General features: G+C 67.4%; 21 protein-coding genes and 1 tRNA gene. 10 read left to right on the top strand and 12 right to left on the bottom strand.

Annotation, left to right across the window (positions count from 1 at the left end; translation table 11 throughout):
- Window positions 1-7: 7 nt before the first annotated feature.
- From fadD11 to AB0M24_RS08185, 3 genes are all read right to left on the bottom strand, one after another.
- Window positions 8-1,867 carry a fatty acid--CoA ligase FadD11 gene (fadD11, locus tag AB0M24_RS08195; protein WP_363762536.1) on the bottom strand — a complete coding sequence of 620 codons (1,860 nt, stop codon included), beginning with the start codon at window positions 1,865-1,867 and terminating at the stop codon, window positions 8-10.
- A gap of 127 nt (window positions 1,868-1,994) precedes the next feature.
- Complete coding sequence (locus tag AB0M24_RS08190) at window positions 1,995-2,975, bottom strand: hypothetical protein (protein WP_363762533.1); 981 nt, start codon at window positions 2,973-2,975, stop codon at window positions 1,995-1,997.
- Window positions 2,972-3,364: a GntR family transcriptional regulator gene (locus AB0M24_RS08185; protein WP_363762530.1), complete on the bottom strand. Its 393-nt coding sequence runs from the start codon at window positions 3,362-3,364 to the stop codon at window positions 2,972-2,974. Before AB0M24_RS08185 ends, AB0M24_RS08190 begins: the two co-directional genes overlap by 4 nt.
- A 60-nt stretch (window positions 3,365-3,424) precedes the next feature.
- Here AB0M24_RS08185 and AB0M24_RS08180 point away from each other — a divergent pair, with 60 nt between their 5' ends.
- The gene (locus tag AB0M24_RS08180) at window positions 3,425-3,763 is read left to right on the top strand and encodes a hypothetical protein (RefSeq protein WP_363762527.1); all 339 of its coding nucleotides are present in this window, start codon (window positions 3,425-3,427) and stop codon (window positions 3,761-3,763) included.
- Window positions 3,760-4,575 carry a CPBP family intramembrane glutamic endopeptidase gene (locus tag AB0M24_RS08175; protein ID WP_363762524.1) on the top strand — a complete coding sequence of 272 codons (816 nt, stop codon included), beginning with the start codon at window positions 3,760-3,762 and terminating at the stop codon, window positions 4,573-4,575. The genes AB0M24_RS08180 and AB0M24_RS08175 overlap by 4 nt, the downstream gene beginning before the upstream one ends.
- 55 nt (window positions 4,576-4,630) lie before the next feature.
- Here AB0M24_RS08175 and AB0M24_RS08170 read toward each other — a convergent pair whose 3' ends face one another.
- Window positions 4,631-5,068, bottom strand: coding sequence for a hypothetical protein (locus AB0M24_RS08170; protein WP_363762521.1), 438 nt, complete (start codon window positions 5,066-5,068; stop codon window positions 4,631-4,633).
- A 687-nt stretch (window positions 5,069-5,755) separates the two neighbouring features.
- Here AB0M24_RS08170 and AB0M24_RS08165 point away from each other — a divergent pair.
- Window positions 5,756-6,325 carry a TetR/AcrR family transcriptional regulator gene (locus AB0M24_RS08165; RefSeq protein ID WP_363762518.1) on the top strand — a complete coding sequence of 190 codons (570 nt, stop codon included), beginning with the start codon at window positions 5,756-5,758 and terminating at the stop codon, window positions 6,323-6,325.
- Window positions 6,326-6,338: 13 nt separating this feature from the next.
- Here AB0M24_RS08165 and AB0M24_RS08160 read toward each other — a convergent pair whose 3' ends face one another.
- On the bottom strand, window positions 6,339-7,436 hold the full coding sequence (locus tag AB0M24_RS08160) for a 4Fe-4S binding protein (protein WP_363762515.1): 1,098 nt from the start codon (window positions 7,434-7,436) through the stop codon (window positions 6,339-6,341).
- A 165-nt stretch (window positions 7,437-7,601) separates the two neighbouring features.
- Between AB0M24_RS08160 and AB0M24_RS08155 the strand changes: the two genes are divergently transcribed.
- Window positions 7,602-8,474, top strand: a complete 873-nt coding sequence (locus AB0M24_RS08155) for an alpha/beta hydrolase (RefSeq protein WP_363762512.1) — start codon at window positions 7,602-7,604, stop codon at window positions 8,472-8,474.
- Window positions 8,475-8,671: 197 nt separating this feature from the next.
- Here AB0M24_RS08155 and AB0M24_RS08150 read toward each other — a convergent pair.
- From AB0M24_RS08150 to AB0M24_RS08135, 4 genes are all read right to left on the bottom strand, one after another.
- Window positions 8,672-8,750, bottom strand: a tRNA-Lys gene (locus AB0M24_RS08150).
- Entirely contained in the window at window positions 8,714-9,493 is a 780-nt protein-coding gene (locus AB0M24_RS08145; RefSeq protein WP_363762510.1) for an ABC transporter permease, read from the bottom strand. The genes AB0M24_RS08150 and AB0M24_RS08145 overlap by 37 nt, the downstream gene beginning before the upstream one ends.
- Window positions 9,490-10,398, bottom strand: a complete 909-nt coding sequence (locus AB0M24_RS08140) for an ABC transporter ATP-binding protein (RefSeq protein WP_363762507.1) — start codon at window positions 10,396-10,398, stop codon at window positions 9,490-9,492. Before AB0M24_RS08140 ends, AB0M24_RS08145 begins: the two co-directional genes overlap by 4 nt.
- Complete coding sequence (locus tag AB0M24_RS08135; RefSeq protein ID WP_363762504.1) at window positions 10,395-11,354, bottom strand: SAM-dependent methyltransferase; 960 nt, start codon at window positions 11,352-11,354, stop codon at window positions 10,395-10,397. Before AB0M24_RS08135 ends, AB0M24_RS08140 begins: the two co-directional genes overlap by 4 nt.
- Before the next feature lie 17 nt (window positions 11,355-11,371).
- On the opposite strand from AB0M24_RS08135, the gene AB0M24_RS08130 reads away from it, so the two are divergent.
- From AB0M24_RS08130 to AB0M24_RS08105, 6 genes are all read left to right on the top strand, one after another.
- Window positions 11,372-11,851, top strand: a complete 480-nt coding sequence (locus AB0M24_RS08130; protein WP_363762501.1) for a cation:proton antiporter regulatory subunit — start codon at window positions 11,372-11,374, stop codon at window positions 11,849-11,851.
- A 2-nt stretch (window positions 11,852-11,853) separates the two neighbouring features.
- Complete coding sequence (locus AB0M24_RS08125; protein ID WP_363762498.1) at window positions 11,854-13,014, top strand: cation:proton antiporter; 1,161 nt, start codon at window positions 11,854-11,856, stop codon at window positions 13,012-13,014.
- A 322-nt stretch (window positions 13,015-13,336) separates the two neighbouring features.
- Window positions 13,337-14,365, top strand: coding sequence for a hypothetical protein (locus AB0M24_RS08120; RefSeq protein ID WP_363762495.1), 1,029 nt, complete (start codon window positions 13,337-13,339; stop codon window positions 14,363-14,365).
- 141 nt (window positions 14,366-14,506) lie between these two features.
- The gene (locus tag AB0M24_RS08115; protein WP_363762492.1) at window positions 14,507-15,715 is read left to right on the top strand and encodes a cation:proton antiporter; all 1,209 of its coding nucleotides are present in this window, start codon (window positions 14,507-14,509) and stop codon (window positions 15,713-15,715) included.
- Entirely contained in the window at window positions 15,715-15,957 is a 243-nt protein-coding gene (locus AB0M24_RS08110; protein ID WP_363762489.1) for a hypothetical protein, read from the top strand. Before AB0M24_RS08115 ends, AB0M24_RS08110 begins: the two co-directional genes overlap by 1 nt.
- A gap of 83 nt (window positions 15,958-16,040) precedes the next feature.
- Window positions 16,041-16,772: a hypothetical protein gene (locus AB0M24_RS08105; protein ID WP_363762487.1), complete on the top strand. Its 732-nt coding sequence runs from the start codon at window positions 16,041-16,043 to the stop codon at window positions 16,770-16,772.
- 27 nt (window positions 16,773-16,799) lie between these two features.
- Here the strand turns inward: AB0M24_RS08105 and AB0M24_RS08100 are convergent, their stop codons facing one another.
- The 3 genes from AB0M24_RS08100 to AB0M24_RS08090 form a co-directional block, all read right to left on the bottom strand.
- Window positions 16,800-18,836, bottom strand: coding sequence for an acyltransferase family protein (locus tag AB0M24_RS08100; RefSeq protein WP_363763060.1), 2,037 nt, complete (start codon window positions 18,834-18,836; stop codon window positions 16,800-16,802).
- Between the two features lie 136 nt (window positions 18,837-18,972).
- Complete coding sequence (locus AB0M24_RS08095) at window positions 18,973-19,194, bottom strand: hypothetical protein (RefSeq protein WP_363762484.1); 222 nt, start codon at window positions 19,192-19,194, stop codon at window positions 18,973-18,975.
- 90 nt (window positions 19,195-19,284) lie between these two features.
- The gene (locus AB0M24_RS08090) at window positions 19,285-20,577 is read right to left on the bottom strand and encodes an ArsB/NhaD family transporter (protein WP_363763057.1); all 1,293 of its coding nucleotides are present in this window, start codon (window positions 20,575-20,577) and stop codon (window positions 19,285-19,287) included.
- Window positions 20,578-20,676 lie beyond the last annotated feature (99 nt).

Below are 20,676 nucleotides of genomic sequence, written 5' to 3'. Positions count from 1 at the left end.
TGGCCGCCTAGCGAGCAGGTACAGGTTCGTGCACGCCCACTCCCGCGGAGTCGGCGTACAGCGCATCGATCTCGATCGCGTACTTCTCCGCGATGGGCTTGCGCCGCAGCTTCGAGGTCAGCGTGAGCTCGTCCCCGCCCGGTTCCCAGAAGGTCGGCAGAACCCGGAACCGCTTGACCTGTTCTGAGCGCGACAGCCTGGTGTTGCCTCCGGCGATACCCGCACCGATCCGGCCGATCACGTCCGCGTCGGCGACCAGCGCCGCGGCGGAAGTGTCCTGGAGCCCTCGCTGGGCGGCGTAGGCGGCCGCGGTCTCGGCGTCCAGCACGATCAGCGCGGTGTTGTACGGCCTCCGGTCACCGATCGCGGCGATGCCGCCGATCAAGGGACAGGCGGCCTTCATGACGTTCTCGATGTGCGCGGGCGACATGTTCTTGCCGGCGGCGCTGATGATGAGTTCCTTCTTGCGGTCGACGATGGAGAGGTAGCCGTCGCCGTCCATGGTCATCACGTCACCGGTGTGCAACCAGCCGTCGCCGTCGATCGCCTCTGCGGTCTTCCCCGGTTCCTTGCGGTATCCCTTCATCACCAGCGGTCCGCGGACCAGGAACTCCCCGTCTTCGGAGATCCTGCCCTCCATCCCGGGCAACAGCCTGCCCACGGTGCCCAGCCGGTGCTCGGCCGGCGACACCACGCTGGCCACACAGCTCAGTTCGGACATGCCCCACAGCTCCGAGATCGGAACACCGAGCCCGCCGAAGAAGGCCAGCACCTCCTTCGGGATCGGCGCCGCACCTGAGACCGTCCACCTCACCTGGTCCAGCCCGACCTTGGCGCGCAGCCCGGACAACACCAGCTCGTCCGCCTTGACGTACGCCGCCTGCTCGGCCTCGGACAGCTCCACTCCGGACAGTTCAGCTTCGGCCTTGCGCGCCGCGATTCCCAGCGCCCACTCGAGCCCCTGTCGCCTGGCCTGGTCCTGCTCGGCCGCCACACCAGCCTCGATGGCCGCTTTGAGCTTCTCCCACACCCTGGGCACGGCGCCCCAGATCGTCGGACGGCAGTCGTGCAACGCGGCGGCGATCTGCCGTGCATCGGGCACCACGGTGATCTGGCTACCGAGCACCTCGTGGAGGTAGAGGCAGAACACCCGGTCCGCGATGTGCGCGGAGGGCAGGAACGAAGTGATCCGGTCGCCGAACTCCACGGGCAGCACGTCGGTCAACGCGTCCACCTCGTACAGCAGGCTTGCGTGCGTCATCTCGACGCCCTTGGGCTCGCCCGTCGTGCCCGAGGTGTAGATCAGGGTCGCCACGTCGTCCGGCTCGACCGCCTGCCACGCCGCGCCGAAGTCGAATTCCGGTTCGCCGAGACCGACCAGCTCTCCGACGGTGATGGTGCCGGTGAGCGCGCCGTCAACGCACACCACGTGCTGCACCGGCACCCCGCAACTTTGGACGAGGCCGACGTACTGCTCCTCGCACAGCACCACCTTCGCGCCGGCGTTGGCCAGGACGTGAGCGAGCTGCTCGGCGGACGACGTGTTGTACACCGAGAACGACGTCGCCCCGAGATGCTGTGCGCCGACCTCCAGCGGGTAGAACTCCAACCGGTTGGCCATCATCAGCGCCACGGTGTCTCCGCGGCGTACGCCGAGCGCGCTCAATCCAGCGGCCACCGCACGGACCTCGTCCGCATACTCCTGCCACGTCAGCGTTTGTGTGCCTCCGACTGTCCGCAGAGCCACCGCGTCGGGATCCACGGCCGCAGTCCGCTGGAACGCCTCGCAGATCGTGCTCGCCTGTTCGGAACCACGTCCGAGACTTGTGTGGCCAGCGGGCGCACCGGTGCCCGTGTTGATGCTCAATTCCAACCCTCCCGGTCAGCACCCGGTCCGCGCTGGACCGGGACCGTTCAATCCTCGAGCTGACCGTGGGGCGGACGCTTGGTCGAACTCTGAGCAATCCATGAGGGAAGGTTGAGACTGGTAGGCACTAGTTGGTCAGCAGCACCACGACCAGCAGCGCCACGAGTGTCAGCCACGATGCGGGATGCCCCAGGTTGAGCGTCCATCGCGAGCCGACGCGCTGGTGCACGAGCAACGCCGGATCAGTGCGGTTGACGTACACAAGACCGCCCAGGTGCCAGTGCTGGTCGTCATCCCGTTGCACGACACCGGTGTCCTCGCTGTCGTCGCGATTGAGCCGATGCCCGGCGTCACCCGCACGCACCAGCCAGATGAGTGCTACGGCGAACGCCGCGGCGGGCAATGCGATGGTCAGCACGGTCCAGGCGGTGCCCGGTGTGACGAGACGCCACAACAGCAGAGCCTTCACCGCCAACGCCGCGATGACCGCAGTGGCGACCAAGGCGACGATCCGCACCATTCCTGTCAGGTAGGCGCGGTAGGCCCGCGCCGAGCTTTCCGGCCTGGCCGCGTCCAGCTCAGGACGTGCCCGAGGGATGGTGACCACTGCGAAGACGGCGAGCACGAGTACAACAACCTGGTTCGTCACTGGCCACGCTGCGTTCCAGAACGTCGATCCCGTTCGCTGTACCGGATCGGCGACAAGTCCGAGCACGACGGTGCCTGCCACGAACGCCACTGCAGGCACCAGGTAAGGCCACGGCAACCGCACCAGGTCGGTGCGCAAGCTCGTGTCGGTGGTCACGCCTTGCCGGCCTGTCGGCCACGATCGTTTCGCCCGTGCGACGAAACCCGCCGCGGCCCAGTGTGCGAGCAGGCATGCGACGACGAGCACCGGCAGGAGTCCGGTGACTCCTGCGAGCGCGGCGGCAGTGGCGGCGACACCGAACACCACGACGACCATCCGGTATGCCACGCGGATCGAGCGCAGTTCGCCTGCTCGCTCACGTGGAACTCTTATGCCGAACGGCAGCGTGGGCCTCGCTGTCGCAGGCAGCAGCAGGAAGCCCGCCGTGACCAGGACCAACCAGCCGACCTGCGTGATCATGAGCGTTCCCCCTCGAACCCGTCCAGCACGTCCTGACTGCGTCCCAGCACGTCGTCACGGGTAAGGCCGTGCGTCGTCGCCTCGGCAAGCAGTGTGCGCAGCCGGGCCTGCCACGCGTCGGCGAAGCCCGCGTCCGGCGGCCCGGAGGTGTGGTCGCGGCGCACGACCGCGCCGCTCTTGCGGTTGATCCGGATCACGCCCTCCTGGCGCAGCAGGTCGTAGGCCTTGCTCACGGTGTGGAAATTGATGCCGAGATCGACGCCCAGCTGCCGGGTGGACGGCAACGGGTCGCCTGCGCGCAGGCTCCCGGTCGCGACGGCTTCCAGCACTCGGTCGCGGATCTGCTGGTAGATCGGCGTGTCGCTGTCGAGGTCGATCGTCAGTAGCACGATCTCAAGTCTATCTGTTATACAAGTAATAGAACAGAGGCCCACCGGGGAGGGGCAGTCATGGCTGAGACAACGATCTGCGACGGCAAGCTGGTCATCGAGTTCACCGCGTGGGAACGGATGTTCACGTGGCGCAAGCGCGTGAAAGTGCCGCTCGGCGCGATTCGCGAAGTTCGGCGGGAGCGGCACCCGTTCCTCACGCTGCACGGCGCGCGCATCGCGGGAGCGGAAGTGGCAGGGGTGTTCAAGTCGGGTATCTGGCTGGGCCGGAGCGGGCGTCAGCTCGTTGCCGTCCGGAATGGACGATCTGCGGTCTGGATCCGCACCGAGGGGCGAGGCGAGTTCCTGGTGAGCGCGCCGGAGGACGTCATCGCGGCATTGGAGGTGGCGCGGGCATGAACCGTCCGGTGTGGACGTTCCTCGCGATCGCGTTCACGATCCCGTGGCTGTTGTGGCTGCTACGGCTCGGCACGGGAGTCGACGTCATCGCGGCGGGAGGGATGCTGGGAGTCGGCGTCGCAACGCTTGTCACGGTGCGACGGTTCGACCTGCACGACACCGGTCTCACCCGGCAACCGGTGCGACGGTTGGCCGGTCAAAGCGCCGCCGCGGTCGCCGCGATTCTCGGCTTGGCGGCGCTGGCCGTGGCGATCGGCGGTGCGACCGGCGTGCACCGGCTCGACCTGGCGGGATTCTCCGGGTTGCACCAGGTCTACGGCGCCGGTGCGACAGCGGAAGTACTTGTAGCGGCACTGGTCCAGAGCGGCCTGCTGTTCCTGCTGGTGCTACCGCTCGCGTTCTGCGAGGAGTGGGGCTGGCGAGGTTTCCTCCTGCCGCGACTGATGCGGTTCGGCAGGTGGACTGCGTTCGGCCTGAGCGGGATCATCTGGGCCACGTGGCACCTGCCCGGCTACATCGGGTCACCGGCCTGGACGACGTTCATCCCGTTCACCGTGTTCACCGTGCTGCTCGGCACCTTGCTCGGGTTGCTGCGGATGCACACCAAGTCGGTGTGGGCGTGTGCGGTCGCCCACGCCGCGAACAACACCCTGGTGATCGGCTTCGTGAACACGGCCTTCACCGACGCCGCCGAGCTCGCGCGGCCTGATCCGTGGTCGATGGGACTCAGCGGTTGGCCGGGGTGGGTCGTGATGGTGGTCTTGATCGCGGCGCTCGCCACAGTTACGACCCGAAAGCAGGTCAGCGCGTAAGGCGCGTGGGGGTGGCCAAGCAGCTCGCACGGCCACCCTCACACGCGCACCGGCGTCAGCGCTTGGAGATGTACTGCTTCGTTTCGCAGTGCTGGTCGCTGCCGTCGGAGTGCACGCGGCAAACCTGCACCTTGACGCCCCTGATCGTGGACGACTCGTTCATCCCGACCCGCCAGGTCGTGCCCTGCTGGTGCCCGCACACCCGCGGGCTGGAGTACTGCCGGTCGGGGTAGGCGGGCAAATCGGCGATGATCTTCGCCTGGGCGCAGAACCCGTTCGCACTGGTGTCGATGACCGCGATGTCCCAGTTCATCGTGTACTGGCCGTAGTCACCCCACCAGAAGTCACCGGCGAGCCCCGTGCCCAGCGCGTTGTGCGGTCCGACCTCGATCTTCGTCGCCGCCTGGGCGGCAGCGACCGGGAGCAGAGCGAGCGCGGCCGTCGTGCTGAGCACGGCGGCGACCCGCACCGCTCCACGCAGGTGTTGCTTCATCTGAACTCCCCGTTCTGTCGGCTTTGTCCGGACGCGGCCGAGAGTGCCAACCGTGCCTGACAAACCGCTGACAGCGAGTCCTCGGGTAGGCCCCGACGGTGGTGTCGGGTGATGCCGGTGAGTGCCGTTTCCGCACCTCAAGTCCATGAAGCCGAGGTGCAGCCTGTCTGTCGTTCCGCGCCACCTGGTGTCGGCGCAGGTCAGGGATCTCGGGCCCGTATTGGGCTCGCAATCGGGGGTTCTGCAGGACGTGACGCGGGCAGTCACGGCGACTATCGCGACGGTTGTCGGCTTCACGTTTCTCTTCGGCTTCGTCAACAAGACCCTCGCGCCGCCTGGTGCGGGTGGCCCCATTGATCGCGCCAGCGGTCGACTTGTCGATCCTCCGGCTTCTTCTGGCGACGAAGTACCTCGCCTTGCACGGCGCTTCCACGGAGGATCTTCAACCTCTGCGCAGGTTCACGTTGTTCGTCAGCGCGGTGTCGCTCGCTCTCAACGTGGCCGAGCCCTTGTTGAGCGCTGAGTACGGCAAGGGGCGTTGGACGCGGCTGGTCCAGTGTTGTTGATCGGTTGGACGGAGGCCGGAGTTGGTCACCGACCGCAAAGACTTCCACCTCGGCTGACTGGCGGCGGCCTCAGGTAAACCGATCGGTTTCCAATCCGTCGAAATCGGGTTAGCCTCGCAGTGTGACCACCGAGGCGAAGCCGAGCTCCCGCGAGCGGCTGCTGGAAGCAGCGGCCACGTTGACCTACCGAGACGGTGTCGGCATCGGTGTCGATGCGCTGTGCAAGGCGGCGGGGGTATCGAAGAAGTCCCTGTACCAGCTGTTCGGCAGCAAGGACGAACTGCTGGCGGCGAGCCTCAAGGAGGGCGCGGCCGCCTTCGTGGCGAGCCTGCTGCCCCCGGCGGACGACGGCCGTTCACCCCGTGAGCGGATCCTGCACGTCTTCGAGCAGGTGGAAGTGCAGGCGGGCGTGCCAGGGTTCCGCGGCTGCCGCTACCTGGCCGTGCAGATCGAGCTCAAGGACCGGCGCCACCCCGCGAGCCGGGTGGCCCGTCGGATCAAGCGGAACCTGCTGAGTTACTTCCGCGCCGAGGCCGAACAGGGTGGGGCGGACGATCCCGATCTGCTGGCGCGGCAGCTCATCGTCGTCTTCGACGGTGTCAACGCTCGGGCGGGGATCGGAGTCGACAACCTGAAGGGGCTGATCGCCCCCACCGTGGCAACCCTGCTCGATGCGGCGGACATGCGCTGACACAGACGGCCGGTCAGGAGGCCGGGCGATTCGCCGGAGGGCGCCAGCCGCCGATGACCTCCTTGGTCGGCTTGTGGGGGAAACGGCGCTGGGCGTATTCCTGGGCGTGGGAGCCCGGCATGACGTACAGGGTCTCCTTCTTATCCTGGAGCGGTCGCAGCACGGTGTTCATGAAGGCCTTGCGGTCCTCCAGGTACGGACCCAGGACGTCCTCGCCGGCGGGGCAGACGGCCAGGCAGTAGCCCGACTTGTAGCCGGGTGGAGAGCTCAGGCTCTGCCACATGGAGGCGCTTTCGGAGTCGGTGACCCGGGAGCGGTAGTCGGCGGCGTCCTCGCTGTCGGCCACGGTCTGCGCCCAGTCGGTGAACCCGCTCATGAACTCGCGATAGTTGTGCGTGGTGCAGGCCAGGCCGTCGAACTCCCCGTCCTTGCTGATGGCGCCGACCGGGCAGGCGGCGACGCACAACTTGCAGTCGATGCAGGGGTTGTAGTCCAGCGCTTGCCCGTGCTCGCTCACCTCGGCGTCGACCAGAACGGTGACCAGCAGCACGAAGCTGCCGAACTTCGGGTGGATGACGTTGCGGTGCAAGCCCATCACCCCGAGCCCGGCGGCCACGGCGACGGTCTTGTGCGCCACCACCCAGATCCGGTCCGTGCCGAAGCGGTCCATCTCCTGAGGGAACCCGACCGACGGGTTGATCGCGTGATGGCCGGCGTCCTGCAGCGCCTGGGTGACGCTGCGGGCGGCGTGGTTGGCCTGCTCGTCGGTCTGGTGGAACTCCTGGTTGGCCACGCTGCGGGCCGGCGAGCGGCAGTTGTCGCGGTTCATCCGGAACGCCATCGCGATCAAGCTGCGGGTGCCGGGCAACGCGGCGAGCACGTACTCGCGCTCACCAACCAAATCGGGGTGGTCCAGGCTGACCGCGGCAACGTCATCCGCACCGGCGGCCAAGCAAAGCTCGCGCAGCCAGCCTGCGTCGATCACCGCTGGCGGGTTCACGTCGTCTCCGGCCCGGCGCCGGGCGAGCACGGCCCGGACCGACGGGTGCGTCGCAAGCTTCGCCGGAAGCTTCGGATCCGCCGACTCCCCGTCGGCTTGCGCGGCAGTCATCCGGCCTCCCCAAGTCCATTGTCCGCCGACCGGGCCCAGTTGGACACCGATCGGTTTCCTCTTGCGCAACTCACGCTAACACCTCTGCTTGCCAATGGAAACCGATCTGTTTACTCTGCGGGAAGCCGATCGGTTTCCAGTGCGCCACACACAGGAGCAGGCGAGATGCCCAACCAGACGCCCCGTCCCACGATCCACGTTCCCGGGACCACCAGCCACACCATCGCCGCACGGGACGGACATCGCGAGGGAACGCTGCGCTACCTCAAGGCGGGCACCGGCGCTCCCCTCGTGCTGCTGCACACCGTGCGAACTCAGGCCGAACACTTCCGCAACCTCATCCCCCTGGTCTCGGACCGGTACACCGTCTACGCCCTCGACCTCCCGGGCATGGGCTACTCCGAAATCGTGCCCGGCGCGTCTTACGAGGAACCGGCGATGCGTGCGGGCGTCGAACGGCTCCTCACCGCACTCGACCTCGAGGACGTGACGTTGCTGGGCGAGTCCATGGGGGCGGTGCTCGCCCTGACCACCGCGGCCGACCTGCCGGATCGGGCCCGGCGCGTCATCGCGGTGAACACCTACGACTTCCGCGGCGGAATCGCCCGGTCCAGCCTCCTCGCCCGCGTGGTGGTCGCCGGTGTCCTCGCTCCGGGAGTGGGCCCGGTCGTCGCCGGGGTGGAGCCCAAGGCCGCCCTCCGCCGGATCTTGAGGGGCGGGCTGGGTGACAGGACCGCCCTGCAAACGGACTATCTGGACGAACTCCTCCAGGTGGGCAGCCGCCCCGGCTATCCAGCCGTGGCCCGGGGCGTCTACCAGAACCTGCCCAGCCTCATCGCGGCCCGCGCGCGCTACCCCGAAATCAAGGCCCCCATCCACCTCGTCTACGGCGAGAAGGACTGGTCGCGGCCATCGGACCGGGTCGCCAACAAGGACCTGCTGCCCGATGCCGAGTACATGCTGGTGCCGGGAGCGGGCCACTTCATCGCCCTGGAACGGCCCGACGTACTGGCCGGCCTGCTGAAGGCGGCGGCGTGATGACCGGCCGGACTCGCGTTGTCACGCATCAGGTTCGCCGGCTCGACTCGGCATCGCCGTCCCCGCCGACCTGGCGCAGTGATCGACGGTGATGTCACCGGCGTGCCTTGGCTGCGGAGCTAACGGGTGTCTCGGGCTCGCAAACCTTGATCCACAGCGAAGAAACGGAGAATGAAGATGTGTCCGGAAAATGTAGAGAACGCCGCCAGAGACTCGAACCCGGACCCGCTGATCAAGAGTCAGCGGTCGTGATCAGCCGAGCGCCACCACAACGCGGTTCCCGCAGCTCCTGCCGCTCCGACCAGCGCCACCAAGGCGAATCCGAGCGCGCCGGGCGACGGCTGGCCTGGCCCGGCAAGACCGCTGAACAACGCCGGCACCGACCAGGGGAAGTACTGACCGTAGCCGAGTGCGGCGATGATCTGGGCGCAGAAGACGGCGGCGATCAGGACGCCCACGCCCGGTAGATAGCCGCGTCCAGCGCTGGCCGCGAACGCCACGGGCGTGGTCAGCAGCACCGTCATGACCGCGACCGCGCCGATCTGCAGCAGTCCGGTGAGGACAGTGCCGGTCGACCAGCCCGGCAGGCCGAGTGCCGTACCGATCACCAACCCCAGCACCAGCAGTTGCACGGACAGCACCAGGCACCAGAGTGCGACCACGGCGAACTTCGCCGTGACGATGGCGACGCGCGAGGTCGGAAGCGCCAGGAGGTCCTTGGCGGTGCGCTGGCTGAACTCACGGCCGAAAACCCAGATCTCGACGAGGCCGAACACGATCATGCCGCCGACCGCGGTGGTCTGGGCGAGGAACGACAGGTAGGTCGGCCAGTCCGCCTCGCCGCCCACCAGCGCCGCCTTGGTGCCGATGAGACCGAGCGAACGGGCGCGGCCCTGGTCCTGCAGGATGAACATGAACAGGCCACCGACCAGGCTGACGACGGTGAACGCGAGAACGGTCACCCACGGCACGCGCGAGCGCCGGGCCTTGAGGAACTCGGTCATCAGCGCGTCGATCATGCGCCCACCACCCTGAGGAAGAACGTCTCCAGGTCGTCCTCCTCGACGACCAGACGATAGGGCGGGCAGCCGGCCGCGACGAGAACGGTTACCACGTGCTCGGGTTCGGCGACCGCGCGGAAGTCGGTCAGCAGGATCTGGTCGCCATCGGTCCGAATCGCGTGGAATCCCGCGGCGGACAAGGCCTTCGAGGCGGCCGCGTGGTCGCGAACGGACACGCTCAGCCGCTGCCGGACGTGCTCGGCGAGATGGTTCGAGGCGATCTCGCGGACGAGCCGCCCCTGGTCGATGACGCCGACCCGAGTGGCGAGCCGAGCGACCTCGGTGAGGATGTGACTCGACAGCACCACGGTGACGCCCTGCAGGCTCAGCTCGACCAGCAGGCTGCGGATCTCGGCAACTCCTGCGGGGTCCAGTCCGTTCGCGGGCTCGTCGAGGATCAGCAGATCCGGTTGGTGCAGCAGGGCTTTGGCGAGGCCGAGTCGCTGGGCGTTGCCCAGCGACAGCGTGCCCGCACGGTTGCGCGCATAGCGAGTGAGTCGCAGGCGGGTGATCACGTCGTCCACCTGGCGATGCCCTCGCAACCCGCGCAGCCGGGCGGCGACCATCAGGTTCTCGACAACCGTTAGCTCCGGGTACGCCGCAGGTGTCTCCACCAGATAGCCGACCCGCGACCACATCGCGTGGGCGCCAGGTCGCACTGCGGCGCCCAGCACCGTCACGCTGCCGCTGGTCGGTCGCACCATCCCCAGCAGCATCCGGATCGTTGTCGTCTTGCCTGCGCCGTTCAGGCCGAGCAGCGCGTAGATCTCACCGGCGGAGATCTCCAGGGACAGATCGTCCACGGCGGTGACATCACCGTAGCTCTTGGTCAGTCCTTTCGCGACGATCACCGGTTCGGTCACGCGGTGACCTTGACGCAGTGCACGGCGCGTTCGATTTCCGACACGGGCAACGGCCGACAGGCTGGTTCCAGGTAGCGTTCGGCGTACTCCTGCGGCCCCAGCTGCTCACGCTCAGCCCATCCGAACTGCGCAAGGAACTCCTCGACCTCTTCGGGAAGCAAGCCGAACTTCCACATGCGCCGCTTGAGCACGAACTCGTGGTAGGCGGCCTCGCCGCCGAACATCTCGGTCCCGTCGAGGAAGTCCTTGCGCACGAACGTGAACACGAGCTCGCTGCCGACCGGTGCCTCGGCGAGGAAGTCGAAGGTCGCGTGCACCGCGTTCTCGGTCAGGTACTGGGTCACCGCCTCCCAGACGAAGAACACCGGCTGGTCGTTGCGATATCCGTTCCGTGCCAGCGCATCCGCGATCCGCTCGTTCTCGAAGTCCATCGGTACCAGAGTCAGACCCGGTGGAACCTCACCCAGAACCGCACACAGGCGATCCCGCTTCTGGTCCACATTGGAAGGCAGGTCGACCTCGTACACCCGATGGCTCACCAGTCCGCAACCACGTGTGTCGAACCCGGCACCGAGCACGACCACCGTGCGCGCGTCCGTCATGGCCAGGCGCTCGTCGATGTAACGCTTGCGGCACAACATGCTCGCCCACAGGCCGGGAATCTTCTTCTCCGTCGCGGTGAACAGCAGGTTGCGCATCGGACGCCAGCGAGCGGCCGCCACGGTCAGCCGTCCGGCGGTGGGAAGGATACGTGCGGCGAAGGCGTCGTGCACAAGCGGGTGCTCGTCGAACTGGTCGACGGCAGCGATGACCATCGGACCAATGGCCGTGCCGGTGACAGCGGTGTCCACTCTCAGCTCCCTGAAGTAGGCCTCGTACCACACGCCGACCAGGCTTCCCGGCACACCGATCGGTGAGTCTACAACCACGCCGCCGACTTTCCGCGCCGCACTCACGCGCTCATCATGACCTGATGGACGTGAACGAGGTTCTCCTGCCAGGCGTCGGCCTGCGGTACGAGTTCACCAACGCCGACGGCGACCACATCGCCATCGTCGCCAGAAGGGAGGGCACCTTCGAGGTCAGCCGCTACACCGCCGAGGACCCGGACGAGGCGCAACCGCTGTTCCGTCTCACGGCGGACGAGGCGGACACGGTGGCCGAGATCCTCGGCGCGCCGCGCATCGCCGAACGCTTCGCCGACCTCACCAAGGAAGTACCAGGACTCAGCGCAGGACAGGTCGCTGTGCCCGCAGCTTCCAGCCACGCAGGCAAACCGCTCGGCCACACACGAGCCCGCACCCGCACCGGCGCCTCCATCGTCGCCATCGTTCGCGGCGACAACGTGATCGCCTCCCCGACACCGGACGAGGTGCTGCAGCCACGCGACGTCCTCGTCGTCATCGGCACCCACGACGGCATCAACGGCGTACGGCAGATCATCGAGAGCTGACGATGCACACCTCTTTCGCGCTGCTCCTCGAACTCGGCGTCATCCTCGTCGGGTTGAGCGTGCTGGGTGCGGCAGCGAGGCGGTGGTCGTTCTCCCCCATCCCGCTCTACCTGCTCACCGGCCTCGCGCTGGGCGACGGCGGTATCGCGCCGGTGCCGGCCGCGGGCGAGTTCCTCGAGATCGGCGCCTCCATCGGCGTGGTGCTGCTCCTGCTCACGCTGGGCCTGGAGTTCAACACCGCCGAACTCACCCACAGCCTGCGCCGCCACGTGCCTTCCGCAGTGCTCGACCTCGTCCTCAACGCGGCACCGGGCGCCGTCGCGGGCTGGTTGCTCGGCCTGAGCTGGCCAGGAGTCCTCGCGCTCGCCGGAGCCACCTGGATCTCCTCCTCGGGCATCATTTCGCGCCTGCTCAGCGACCTGCGCCGGCTCGGCAACCGCGAAACACCTGCCGTGCTCGCAATCCTGGTCATGGAGGACTTCGCCATGGCCATCTACCTGCCGGTGCTCGTCGTGCTCGCCTCCGGCGGCACCTGGTGGCAGGCGCTCATCGGCGTGCTCATCGCGATCGGCAGCGTCCTGGCCGCGTTCACCGCGTCCCACCGCTGGGGCCACCACGTCAACCGCTGGCTCGCCCACCCGGACGACGAACAGCTCATGCTCCGCGTCCTCGGCACCACCCTCGTCGTGGCCGCCCTCGCGGAGCTGGTGTCCGTTTCGGCCGCAGTCGGCGCGTTCCTCGTCGGGCTCACTCTCACGGGCGACACCGCCGAACGAGCCCGCGCCGTACTCGCCCCGCTGCGCGATCTGTTCGCCGCCGCGTTCTTCCTCGCCATCGGCTTCGCCGTCAGCCCGGCGTCACTAGTCCCCGCGCTTCCCGCCGCGCTCGCGCTGGCCGTCACGGGCATCCTCACGAAGGTCGCCACCGGCTGGTACGCGGCACGCCGCGACGGCATCGCCGCACGGGGCCGGCTCCGCGCCGGAACCGCGCTCATCGGCCGCGGCGAGTTCTCCATCGTGATCATGAGCCTCGCGGGTGCCGCTAGTCCGAGCCTCGGCCCCGTGGTCACCGCCTACGTGCTGCTGCTCGCCACCATCGGACCACTGCTGACCCGCTGGTCCGCCGAGTGGCTTCGACCACGGCCACCCACCCCGCGGCCTTGAACCGTCGATAAGGTTGCCCTGGGCGGATTTTTGCGGCATCTTTATGGATGGAGCGCCGGGAAGCCTGGTCGGCCCGCTCGTCACAACACGGTGACGGCGGCTCACGACTTCGAGGTGCCATGTACCGGCTCCGATCACTCTCCCCGCCTTCCCCACAGCGCAGCACGACGGGACATCCGCCGGAACGCTGATTCGCGCGTTCGTTCGGACGATCAGACGATCAGGTGGCTCGGATCCCGAGCCGCTCTCTTTCTGTTGCCCTGCAAGGCATCTATGTGCTGGATCACCTGGGGTGAGGTGTGTTGTGTTCGTGGTTCCCCGCATGATTCCGATGATCGAAAGTCCGCAGGTCGCCGTGGCGTTGGCTGCGCGCTGGGGGCGTACGCGAAGCCTGGTGCTGGTCTCGATGGTGGGACTACCGGTCGTGCTCGTGCTGGTCTGTCTCATGTACGTGCTGCAGACATCAGCATCTTGGTGGTCGGTGATTCCCGTTCTCGTGGCAGGATTGTCCGCGTTCGCACTCGTCTCGTGGCTGCGCCGCGACGGCCTCACCGATCCCGCGTCGTGGTTCCCGGCGACCGTGCTGATGACCGGTAGCCAGCTCGTGTTCGGCGTGATCCCCGGATTCGGTGTGGCGGTGCGGTCGACGACCGGAACCACGCTGGTGGTCAAGGCCTTGCTCGCCGCCGGTGTGCTGGGGGCGGGCTCGGCCTGGTCGATCACGCTGCGCGCGTGCCGGTTGCTGAGCAGGTCGCCGATCGCCGAGCTGGGCGCGACTTCCTTCCGGCTGGTGTTCCGCGGTGAGTCGTCGCGAGTGGTGATCGGTGCCGACCGGGTCGACTGGACCTTGCGTCGCTCCGGCGGCAGGCTCGACGCGGGCGTGTCGTTCCGGCACCTTCACGACGTGACGGTCGCCGCGGGCAAAGGATCCGCTCTGGTGCTGCACACGTCGGCCGGCCGTTGGACTGTTCCCGTTTCCGAAGCAGACGCGGTGCGCGAGGTGCTGCGACTGCGCAGAGCCCGATGGGAACAACGCGTGGAAGCAGCGATCGAGCAGGAGCGCGAGCGCTATCACGAACTGCTGCTACTGCTCGGAGCCACGCGAGCCACGGCGTCGACCGCCGACGAATCCGTCTCGGTGACGGTGAACTCCGACGGCATCGCCACGAACATCGAGCTCACAGATGGAATCCGTGGCAGGAGCCCGCAGCTTCTCTCCGCCGACCTCATGGTGTGCCTCGACCAGGCACGGACAGCGGTCCGCAGCCAGGTCGAACAACTGATGATCGATCAGTACGTCACGGCTCGCAAGCCGCGTGATCTCGAGGAGCTGGCCCAGGTCGCAGCCTGACAACGATCACGCTGGTGATCAGGTCGTGGTTTGCATCCGACAAGCTTTTACGGCATCTTTGCGCGCGGTGCGCCGGGAAGTCTGGTCGGCACGGCCTGTCCACTGGGGGCAGACCGTTCGGTGAGGACGGGTTTCTCAAAAATGGCGCTGGTACTCGCGTTCGGCCTGGTTCTGCTGATCAGCGTGTCGTTGTCCGGCCTCGCCGCCCGCACAATCCTGTCCACCGCGCTGATGTTCCTCGTCGCGGGCGCCCTGATCGGGCAGGGCGGCCTCGGCCTGGTCGACATCCCCTCCAACGGCGCGTTCGTCACCGGACTCGCGGACCTCGCGCTGTTCACGGTGCTCTTCACCGATGGACAGCGCGCAGGTCTGCCGGACCTCAAGGAAGGTTGGCGGCTCTCCGGCAGGGCACTCGGACTGGCGATGCCGCTGACCATGGTCGGCATCGCGGTACCCACCCACTTCCTCACCGGCCTGGACTGGACGACGTCGTTCCTGATCGGCGCCATCCTCTCCCCCACCGACCCGGTCTTCGCCTCCGCGATCGTCGGACGTACCGACGTACCACTGCGGTTGCGGCGGCTGCTCAACGTCGAATCAGGACTCAACGACGGTCTCGCCCTGCCGTTCGTGCTCATCTTCCTGGCCACGGCAGCGAACAGGGACACCGACTTCGGCACCATCGCCGTCGAGCTCGTGCTCGGTCTCGCCGTCGGCATCGCGATCCCGGCGGTCATCGCCTTGGCGTGGCGGTTGAAGGTGCTCACGGCGGAACCGCGGCTGCAGGCGCTCGGCCCGCTGGCGATCGCGGTGATCCTCTACGCGACCTGTCACCTCACCCACGCCAACCCGTACCTGGCCGCATTCGCCGCCGGCTCCACACTGGCCACTTTGGACCGCGTCTCGGCCGAGAACTTCGAGCACTTCGGCGATCTGCTGTCCGAAACGACGAAATTCGCAGCGTTGCTCGTCTTCGGCGCACTCATCACCCCCGAGCGGATCTCCCACCTGACCGTCGGCGACTGGGTGGTGGCGATCATCGCCATCCTCCTGGTGCGCCCGGCCACGATGATGCTGTCGCTGATCCGAACCCCGCTGCCGGCACGGGAACGCTCGGTCGCGGCGTGGTTCGGTCCCAAGGGGTTCGCTTCGGTGGTCTACGGGCTGCTCGCCCTGCAGGCGGGGATACCGCAGGGCGAGCACGTCTTCGACCTCGTCGCCATCACGATCGCCCTGTCGATCGTCCTGCACTCCTCCACTGACGTTCCGGTGGCGAAGGCGCTGCGGGTGGAACCACCCGACAACCTGCCCACGGGCAGGCCCGAAGTCGAGCAGCGCCGGGAGCAGTGATGATCGAGTTCTCTCCCGTGCTGGTGTTCGCTGTTTTGTTCCTGGTCGCGCTGGCGCTGATCCCGTACCGGTACTGGTACGTGAAGTTGCCCGCGGTGCTCGGCTGGGTGCTGGTCTGGTTCGACGGTGAGTTCACCGGCCATTGGACCGACTCCCTCGGTCTCGCGGTCACCGGGCTGAGCCTGCTCTGGTTGCTGATGACCGCCAAGCGCCGCGAAGACCAGGACAGACCTCGCAATTGAATCCGTTCAGCTCAGATCCCCGTACCGAGGCCGTGCTGAGGCCACGATGGTCACGAGCCCGCCGCTCGTTGTCGCTGTCGTCCATGTTGTTTCCGGGTCTGATCGTCGCGGCCTGTGCGACGCTGCTCGGCATCGGCGCGGCAGGAGCCGACGGCATCGCTTGGTGGGCAATGGTTCCGCTGCTGGGCGCGGCTGTTCCAGCCGTTGTGCTCGTCTGGTGGCTCCGCGGTCGTGGTGCGCTGGATCCGGCAGCGTGGCTGCACGCCGCATTCCTCGCCGCCGGGGCTCAGCTGCTGCTCGGCGCGATTCCCTCGTACGGCATCTCGGTGAGCTCCACTCCGGCGGCTATCGGGATCTTCGTTCTGTGCTGGGTGTTCGCGGCTGCGTCCTGTCTCCAGGCGCATCGCGCGCGACGGGCGCTGCTGGAACCGATGGTCCCTGAGCTCGGGTCCACCCAGCTGCGGCTCGCGATAGCGGTGCGGTTCGCGCTCACAGCGCACGATCTGGTGTCCGCGCACATCGACCTGGATGCCGAAGAGGTGAGCTGGTCGGCTCGCCGGCCACGTGCTCGTGGCGCCGGCATGACTGTCCACCTGGGACGGATAACGCAGGTCTCCGTGGTGGGACTGCCACCTGTACCAGCCCTGCAGCCGTGGCTGATGATGCCCGGCGGCCCGGTGTTGTACGCACAGCCCGGTCCCGCGGTGGTGCTGACGACCACGAGCAGCGAGTGGATGCTGCCCGTGCACGACGCCGTCCTGCTCGCCGAGCTCGTCAACCGGCGCAGAGAGTTGTGGGCACAGCGGAACCGATAGCCGGTTCCGCGTGTCCGTTCGGGTCGCTCACGGGGCGAGGATGGCGTCGATCTGTTGTTCCACCATCGGGGACATCGACCTCATGTACGTCGCGGTCACGTGGTTGTCGTCGAGGTAGACGTGCACGTTGCCGATGATGGGAGGACAGTGCTCGTCGTCGCAGTAGTAGTCGCTGAAGTCCAGGAACGACACGTTGGACGGCAGATCACCGAAGCTGGCCCACGGCGGATCCGCCGCCAGCAGCTCCGCGCGCAGCGGGTTGCATTGCGGCGCACCGGCTCCGTGGGCATCCGCGCACGCGGCCGGCGAGTAGTCGTAGCGCGGATTGTCCCGCACGGCCAGCACCTTGATGCCTTCGTCTGCCAGCTTCCGCCACACCTCGACGAAACCGGCCGGCGTGTCCTCGGTGAGGCCGAGGCGTACGTTGTGACTGCCGTTGGCCAGCACGAAGTCCGGGCGCAGGGCGCGGATCTCCGCGGCCGCGTCCGCGTTCCACTGAATGCAGCCGCGGTCCCCCGGCCACCTGTCAGAACCGGTGGAGAACGGGCAGCCACCCTTGAGCATCGAGATGATCTGCCAGTTGCGTTGCCGCGCAATCGGCTCGAGCGCGGCGAGGTACTGCTGCATGTGAGAGTCGCCGACCACGACCACCCGGCTCTCCGCCGCTCCGGTCACCGGGCTGGTGCACACTCCGAGGTCCTTGTTGCGAGCCGACGCCTTGCACGTCGTTCCCTCGATGCCAGGCGCGAAGTCGCGAGGAAGGGAAACGAGCGGCGGCACCGGTGCCACGTGCTCAGGACCCCAGTACTCGAAGCCCGGTGTACGGGCCAGGGCACCTGGATGATCAGGATTGAGGACGTTGGCCGCGTAGGAAGCCGCTTTTTGCATGCTCACCGCCTGCCAGTACCCTGACACGACCAGCACCGGGACGAGCAGCAGAACCGCGAGTCTGTAGGCCCCCCAACGGTTGCCCACACCGATGCTCGACCTCCTCACCGGATTCTCGATCAAGTGGTAGGTCGCGACCGACAACAGCACCGAGATACCGATGATCACGACGCCGCCGCGCAGACCGATCTCGACGCGGTCGCGAATGATGAGGTAGAACACCAGCACTGGCCAATGCCACAGGTACAACGCGTAGCTGAGGTCGCCGATGTACTTGAGCGGACGTGATCCCAGCCAGCGATCAGCCCCGGCCGAACTGCCGGTGCTGCCCGCCACGATGACCGCGGCGCCGCACAACGTCGGCCACAACGCCGCGTAGCCGGGAAACACGCTACCGACCTGCAGCACCAGTCCGCACGCGACGAGTCCGGCAACGCCGAGCCATCCGAGAGCGATCCGCGCCCGGTGCGGCAGCACGACGAGGTCGATGACCAACGCGAGCAACCCGCCCAACGCGAACTCCCACACCCTGGTCAGCGAGTGGAAATAGGCCAACGGCTGGTCGGCGCCGGTCAACCACACCGAGTACACCAGCGACGCGGAGAACAACACCAGCAGGCAGCCCGACAACCACCGCCGTACCGATCCTCCCCGGCGGCGCGCGACGAACGCGACGGCAGCCACGAGCAACGGCCAGGCGAGGTAGAACTGCCCCTGGATGGACAACGACCAGTAGTGCTGCACGGCACTGGCCTCGTTGTGCCGGCTGAAGTAGTCGGCGGCGTCGGAGACCAGCTGCCAGTTCTCGAGGTACAGCGCCGCGGCGACGACCTCCCGGATGGTCTGGAACCAGCGGTTCTCCGGCAGCGCGACGACGCTCACGATCATGATCGCGACGAGAACCGCGAGCGCTGCGGGGAAGAGTCGTTTGATCATCCGGCCCCACAGCGGCCCGAACTCGATGCCGCGACCGGACACCGCCCGCACCAGCTGGCCTGTGACCAGGAACCCGGAGATCAGGAAGAAGACGTCGACACCACCGGACACCCGGCCGAGCCAGACGTGATAGGTGATCACGAGAACGACGGCGAGAGCCCGAAGACCCTGCACCTCGGGCCGGTAGCGGCCGGACGCACTGCTCGGTGCAGTCGCCCCTGGAGCGGGCGTGGCGAACACGCCGGCGGACGCAGCAGGCAAGATCAACTCCGGGCACTGGATCGGTCAGATCGCCGACCAGGCTTCCCGGCACCCCATGCCGCACCTCAGGGGTACGACAACGTCGCGGACAGTACCTGGTTTCCCGCAGTGCGTGTCAAACCCGCTCGAGCACTTTCAGCTGACGTTCAGCCGGGACCACGTCACGGCGACGACGTGCGAGCCGGACTTCCACCAGGAGCCAGAGGGTGACCAGGCCGAACACGACACTGAGCACGCCCTGCCACCACGTGGGCCGTTTGATCAGGCTGACCACGTGACAGAACGTCAGCGTCCCGTAGATCAGCGCCAATGCGCCGTACCGTCGCACCGCCCCCATCGCCGTGCCCTCTCGTGAACCACTACACCTTCATCCACATCGGACAGCAGCCGGCTGGCGTTACACAGCCGTTATCCGAGCTGGCGGGCCTCAGGCCAGCACGAAGTAGCGCAGCCACAAGTACGGCGCCGCGAGCAGGATCGACAGCCCGGCCACGATGATTCCGTAACGGGTGAACTGCCAGAAGCTGATCGGCGTGCCGTTGCGAGCCGCAAGGCCGAGCACCACGACGTTGGCGCTGGCACCCACCGCGGTGGCGTTGCCGCCGAGGTCCGCCCCCAGCGCCAGCGACCACCACAACGACTCGGACTGCGGCGTCGAGCCCTGCGCCGCGACGAGCTCACCGACGATCGGTGACATCGTCGCGACATACGGAATGTTGTCCACGATCGCAGACAGCACCGCCGAGATGACCAACAGCGCCATCACAGCCAACAGCGGCTCACCTTCGACGGCTCCGGCGAGCGTCTTGGACACCTCGCCGATGACGCCGGTCTTCACCAGGGCGCCGACCATCACGAACAGCCCCATGAAGAAGACCAGGGTCTCCCACTCGACGTCGGCGATGGCGTCCTCGGTGGTGACCTTGGAGATCAGCACGAGCAGTCCCGCGCCCAGCAACGCGACCACGGACGGCTCGACGTGAAGGGTGCTGTGCAGCACGAAACCGACGAGCACCAACGCCAGCACGGTCATGCTCTGCCAGAGCAGCCTCTTGTCGCGAATGGCGTCCCGTTCGGACAGGGCCATCACTTCGGCCACGCGGTCGGCGTCGTAGTGGAACGCATCGCGGAACAGCCACCGGCACACCACGACGAAGACGGCCATCATCACGACCACGAACGGCGCGAGGTGGACCAGGAAGTCGTTGAAGGACAGGCCGGCTCGGCTGGCGATGATGATGTTCGGCGGGTCACCGATGAGCGTGGCAGCGCCGCCGATGTTGGACGCGAGCACCTCGGCGATCAGGAACGGGATCGGGTTGAGCCCGAGGCGGTCGCACACCAGGAACGTCACCGGCGCGATCAGCAGCACGGTCGTCACGTTGTCCAGTGCCGCCGACGCGACGGCGGTGATGACGACGAACATCGCCAGCACGGCAAAGGGCTTTCCCTTGGCACGCTTGGCCGCTGCGATGGCGAGGTACTCGAACAGCCCGGTCTGTTTGATCACTCCAACGATGATCATCATGCCGAGCAGGAGAAAGACTACGTTCCAGTCCACGCCCGCGTCGAGCGAGTGGAACGCGGTCTCGCCGTTGGTCAGTCCTAAAGCGAGCATCAGCGCCGCACCGCCCAGCGCGGCAGCGACGCGGTGCACACGTTCGGTGGCGATCAGCACGTACGCGCCGACGAAGACTGCGACGGACAGGATCTGACTGATGCTCATGACGCCTGCCGGATCGGGGAAAGGACGATCTCCGACAGGTACCGCACAACGAGCAGCCGGAGCTCTTGCAGGTGATCCAGCGTCATTGCGAAC

Origin of the sequence: Lentzea sp. NPDC051838 (assembly GCF_040681245.1) — a bacterium.
Classification (GTDB): domain Bacteria; phylum Actinomycetota; class Actinomycetes; order Mycobacteriales; family Pseudonocardiaceae; genus Lentzea.
Note: the sequence above shows the minus strand (reverse complement) of the source record. Positions and strands in the feature narration are given on the sequence as shown.

What these genes read in the sequence shown, in the direction of transcription:
- AB0M24_RS08190 (WP_363762533.1), bottom strand. Translation starts at nt 2,975, where the DNA reads ATGATCACGCAGGTCGGCTGGTTGGTCCTGGTCACGGCGGGCTTCCTG.
- AB0M24_RS08180 (WP_363762527.1), top strand. Translation starts at nt 3,425, where the DNA reads ATGGCTGAGACAACGATCTGCGACGGCAAGCTGGTCATCGAGTTCACC.
- AB0M24_RS08175 (WP_363762524.1), top strand. Translation starts at nt 3,760, where the DNA reads ATGAACCGTCCGGTGTGGACGTTCCTCGCGATCGCGTTCACGATCCCG.
- AB0M24_RS08170 (WP_363762521.1), bottom strand. Translation starts at nt 5,068, where the DNA reads ATGAAGCAACACCTGCGTGGAGCGGTGCGGGTCGCCGCCGTGCTCAGC.
- AB0M24_RS08160 (WP_363762515.1), bottom strand. Translation starts at nt 7,436, where the DNA reads ATGACTGCCGCGCAAGCCGACGGGGAGTCGGCGGATCCGAAGCTTCCG.
- AB0M24_RS08155 (WP_363762512.1), top strand. Translation starts at nt 7,602, where the DNA reads ATGCCCAACCAGACGCCCCGTCCCACGATCCACGTTCCCGGGACCACC.
- AB0M24_RS08145 (WP_363762510.1), bottom strand. Translation starts at nt 9,493, where the DNA reads ATGATCGACGCGCTGATGACCGAGTTCCTCAAGGCCCGGCGCTCGCGC.
- AB0M24_RS08130 (WP_363762501.1), top strand. Translation starts at nt 11,372, where the DNA reads ATGGACGTGAACGAGGTTCTCCTGCCAGGCGTCGGCCTGCGGTACGAG.
- AB0M24_RS08125 (WP_363762498.1), top strand. Translation starts at nt 11,854, where the DNA reads ATGCACACCTCTTTCGCGCTGCTCCTCGAACTCGGCGTCATCCTCGTC.
- AB0M24_RS08120 (WP_363762495.1), top strand. Translation starts at nt 13,337, where the DNA reads ATGATTCCGATGATCGAAAGTCCGCAGGTCGCCGTGGCGTTGGCTGCG.
- AB0M24_RS08115 (WP_363762492.1), top strand. Translation starts at nt 14,507, where the DNA reads ATGGCGCTGGTACTCGCGTTCGGCCTGGTTCTGCTGATCAGCGTGTCG.
- AB0M24_RS08110 (WP_363762489.1), top strand. Translation starts at nt 15,715, where the DNA reads ATGATCGAGTTCTCTCCCGTGCTGGTGTTCGCTGTTTTGTTCCTGGTC.
- AB0M24_RS08105 (WP_363762487.1), top strand. Translation starts at nt 16,041, where the DNA reads ATGTTGTTTCCGGGTCTGATCGTCGCGGCCTGTGCGACGCTGCTCGGC.
- AB0M24_RS08095 (WP_363762484.1), bottom strand. Translation starts at nt 19,194, where the DNA reads ATGGGGGCGGTGCGACGGTACGGCGCATTGGCGCTGATCTACGGGACG.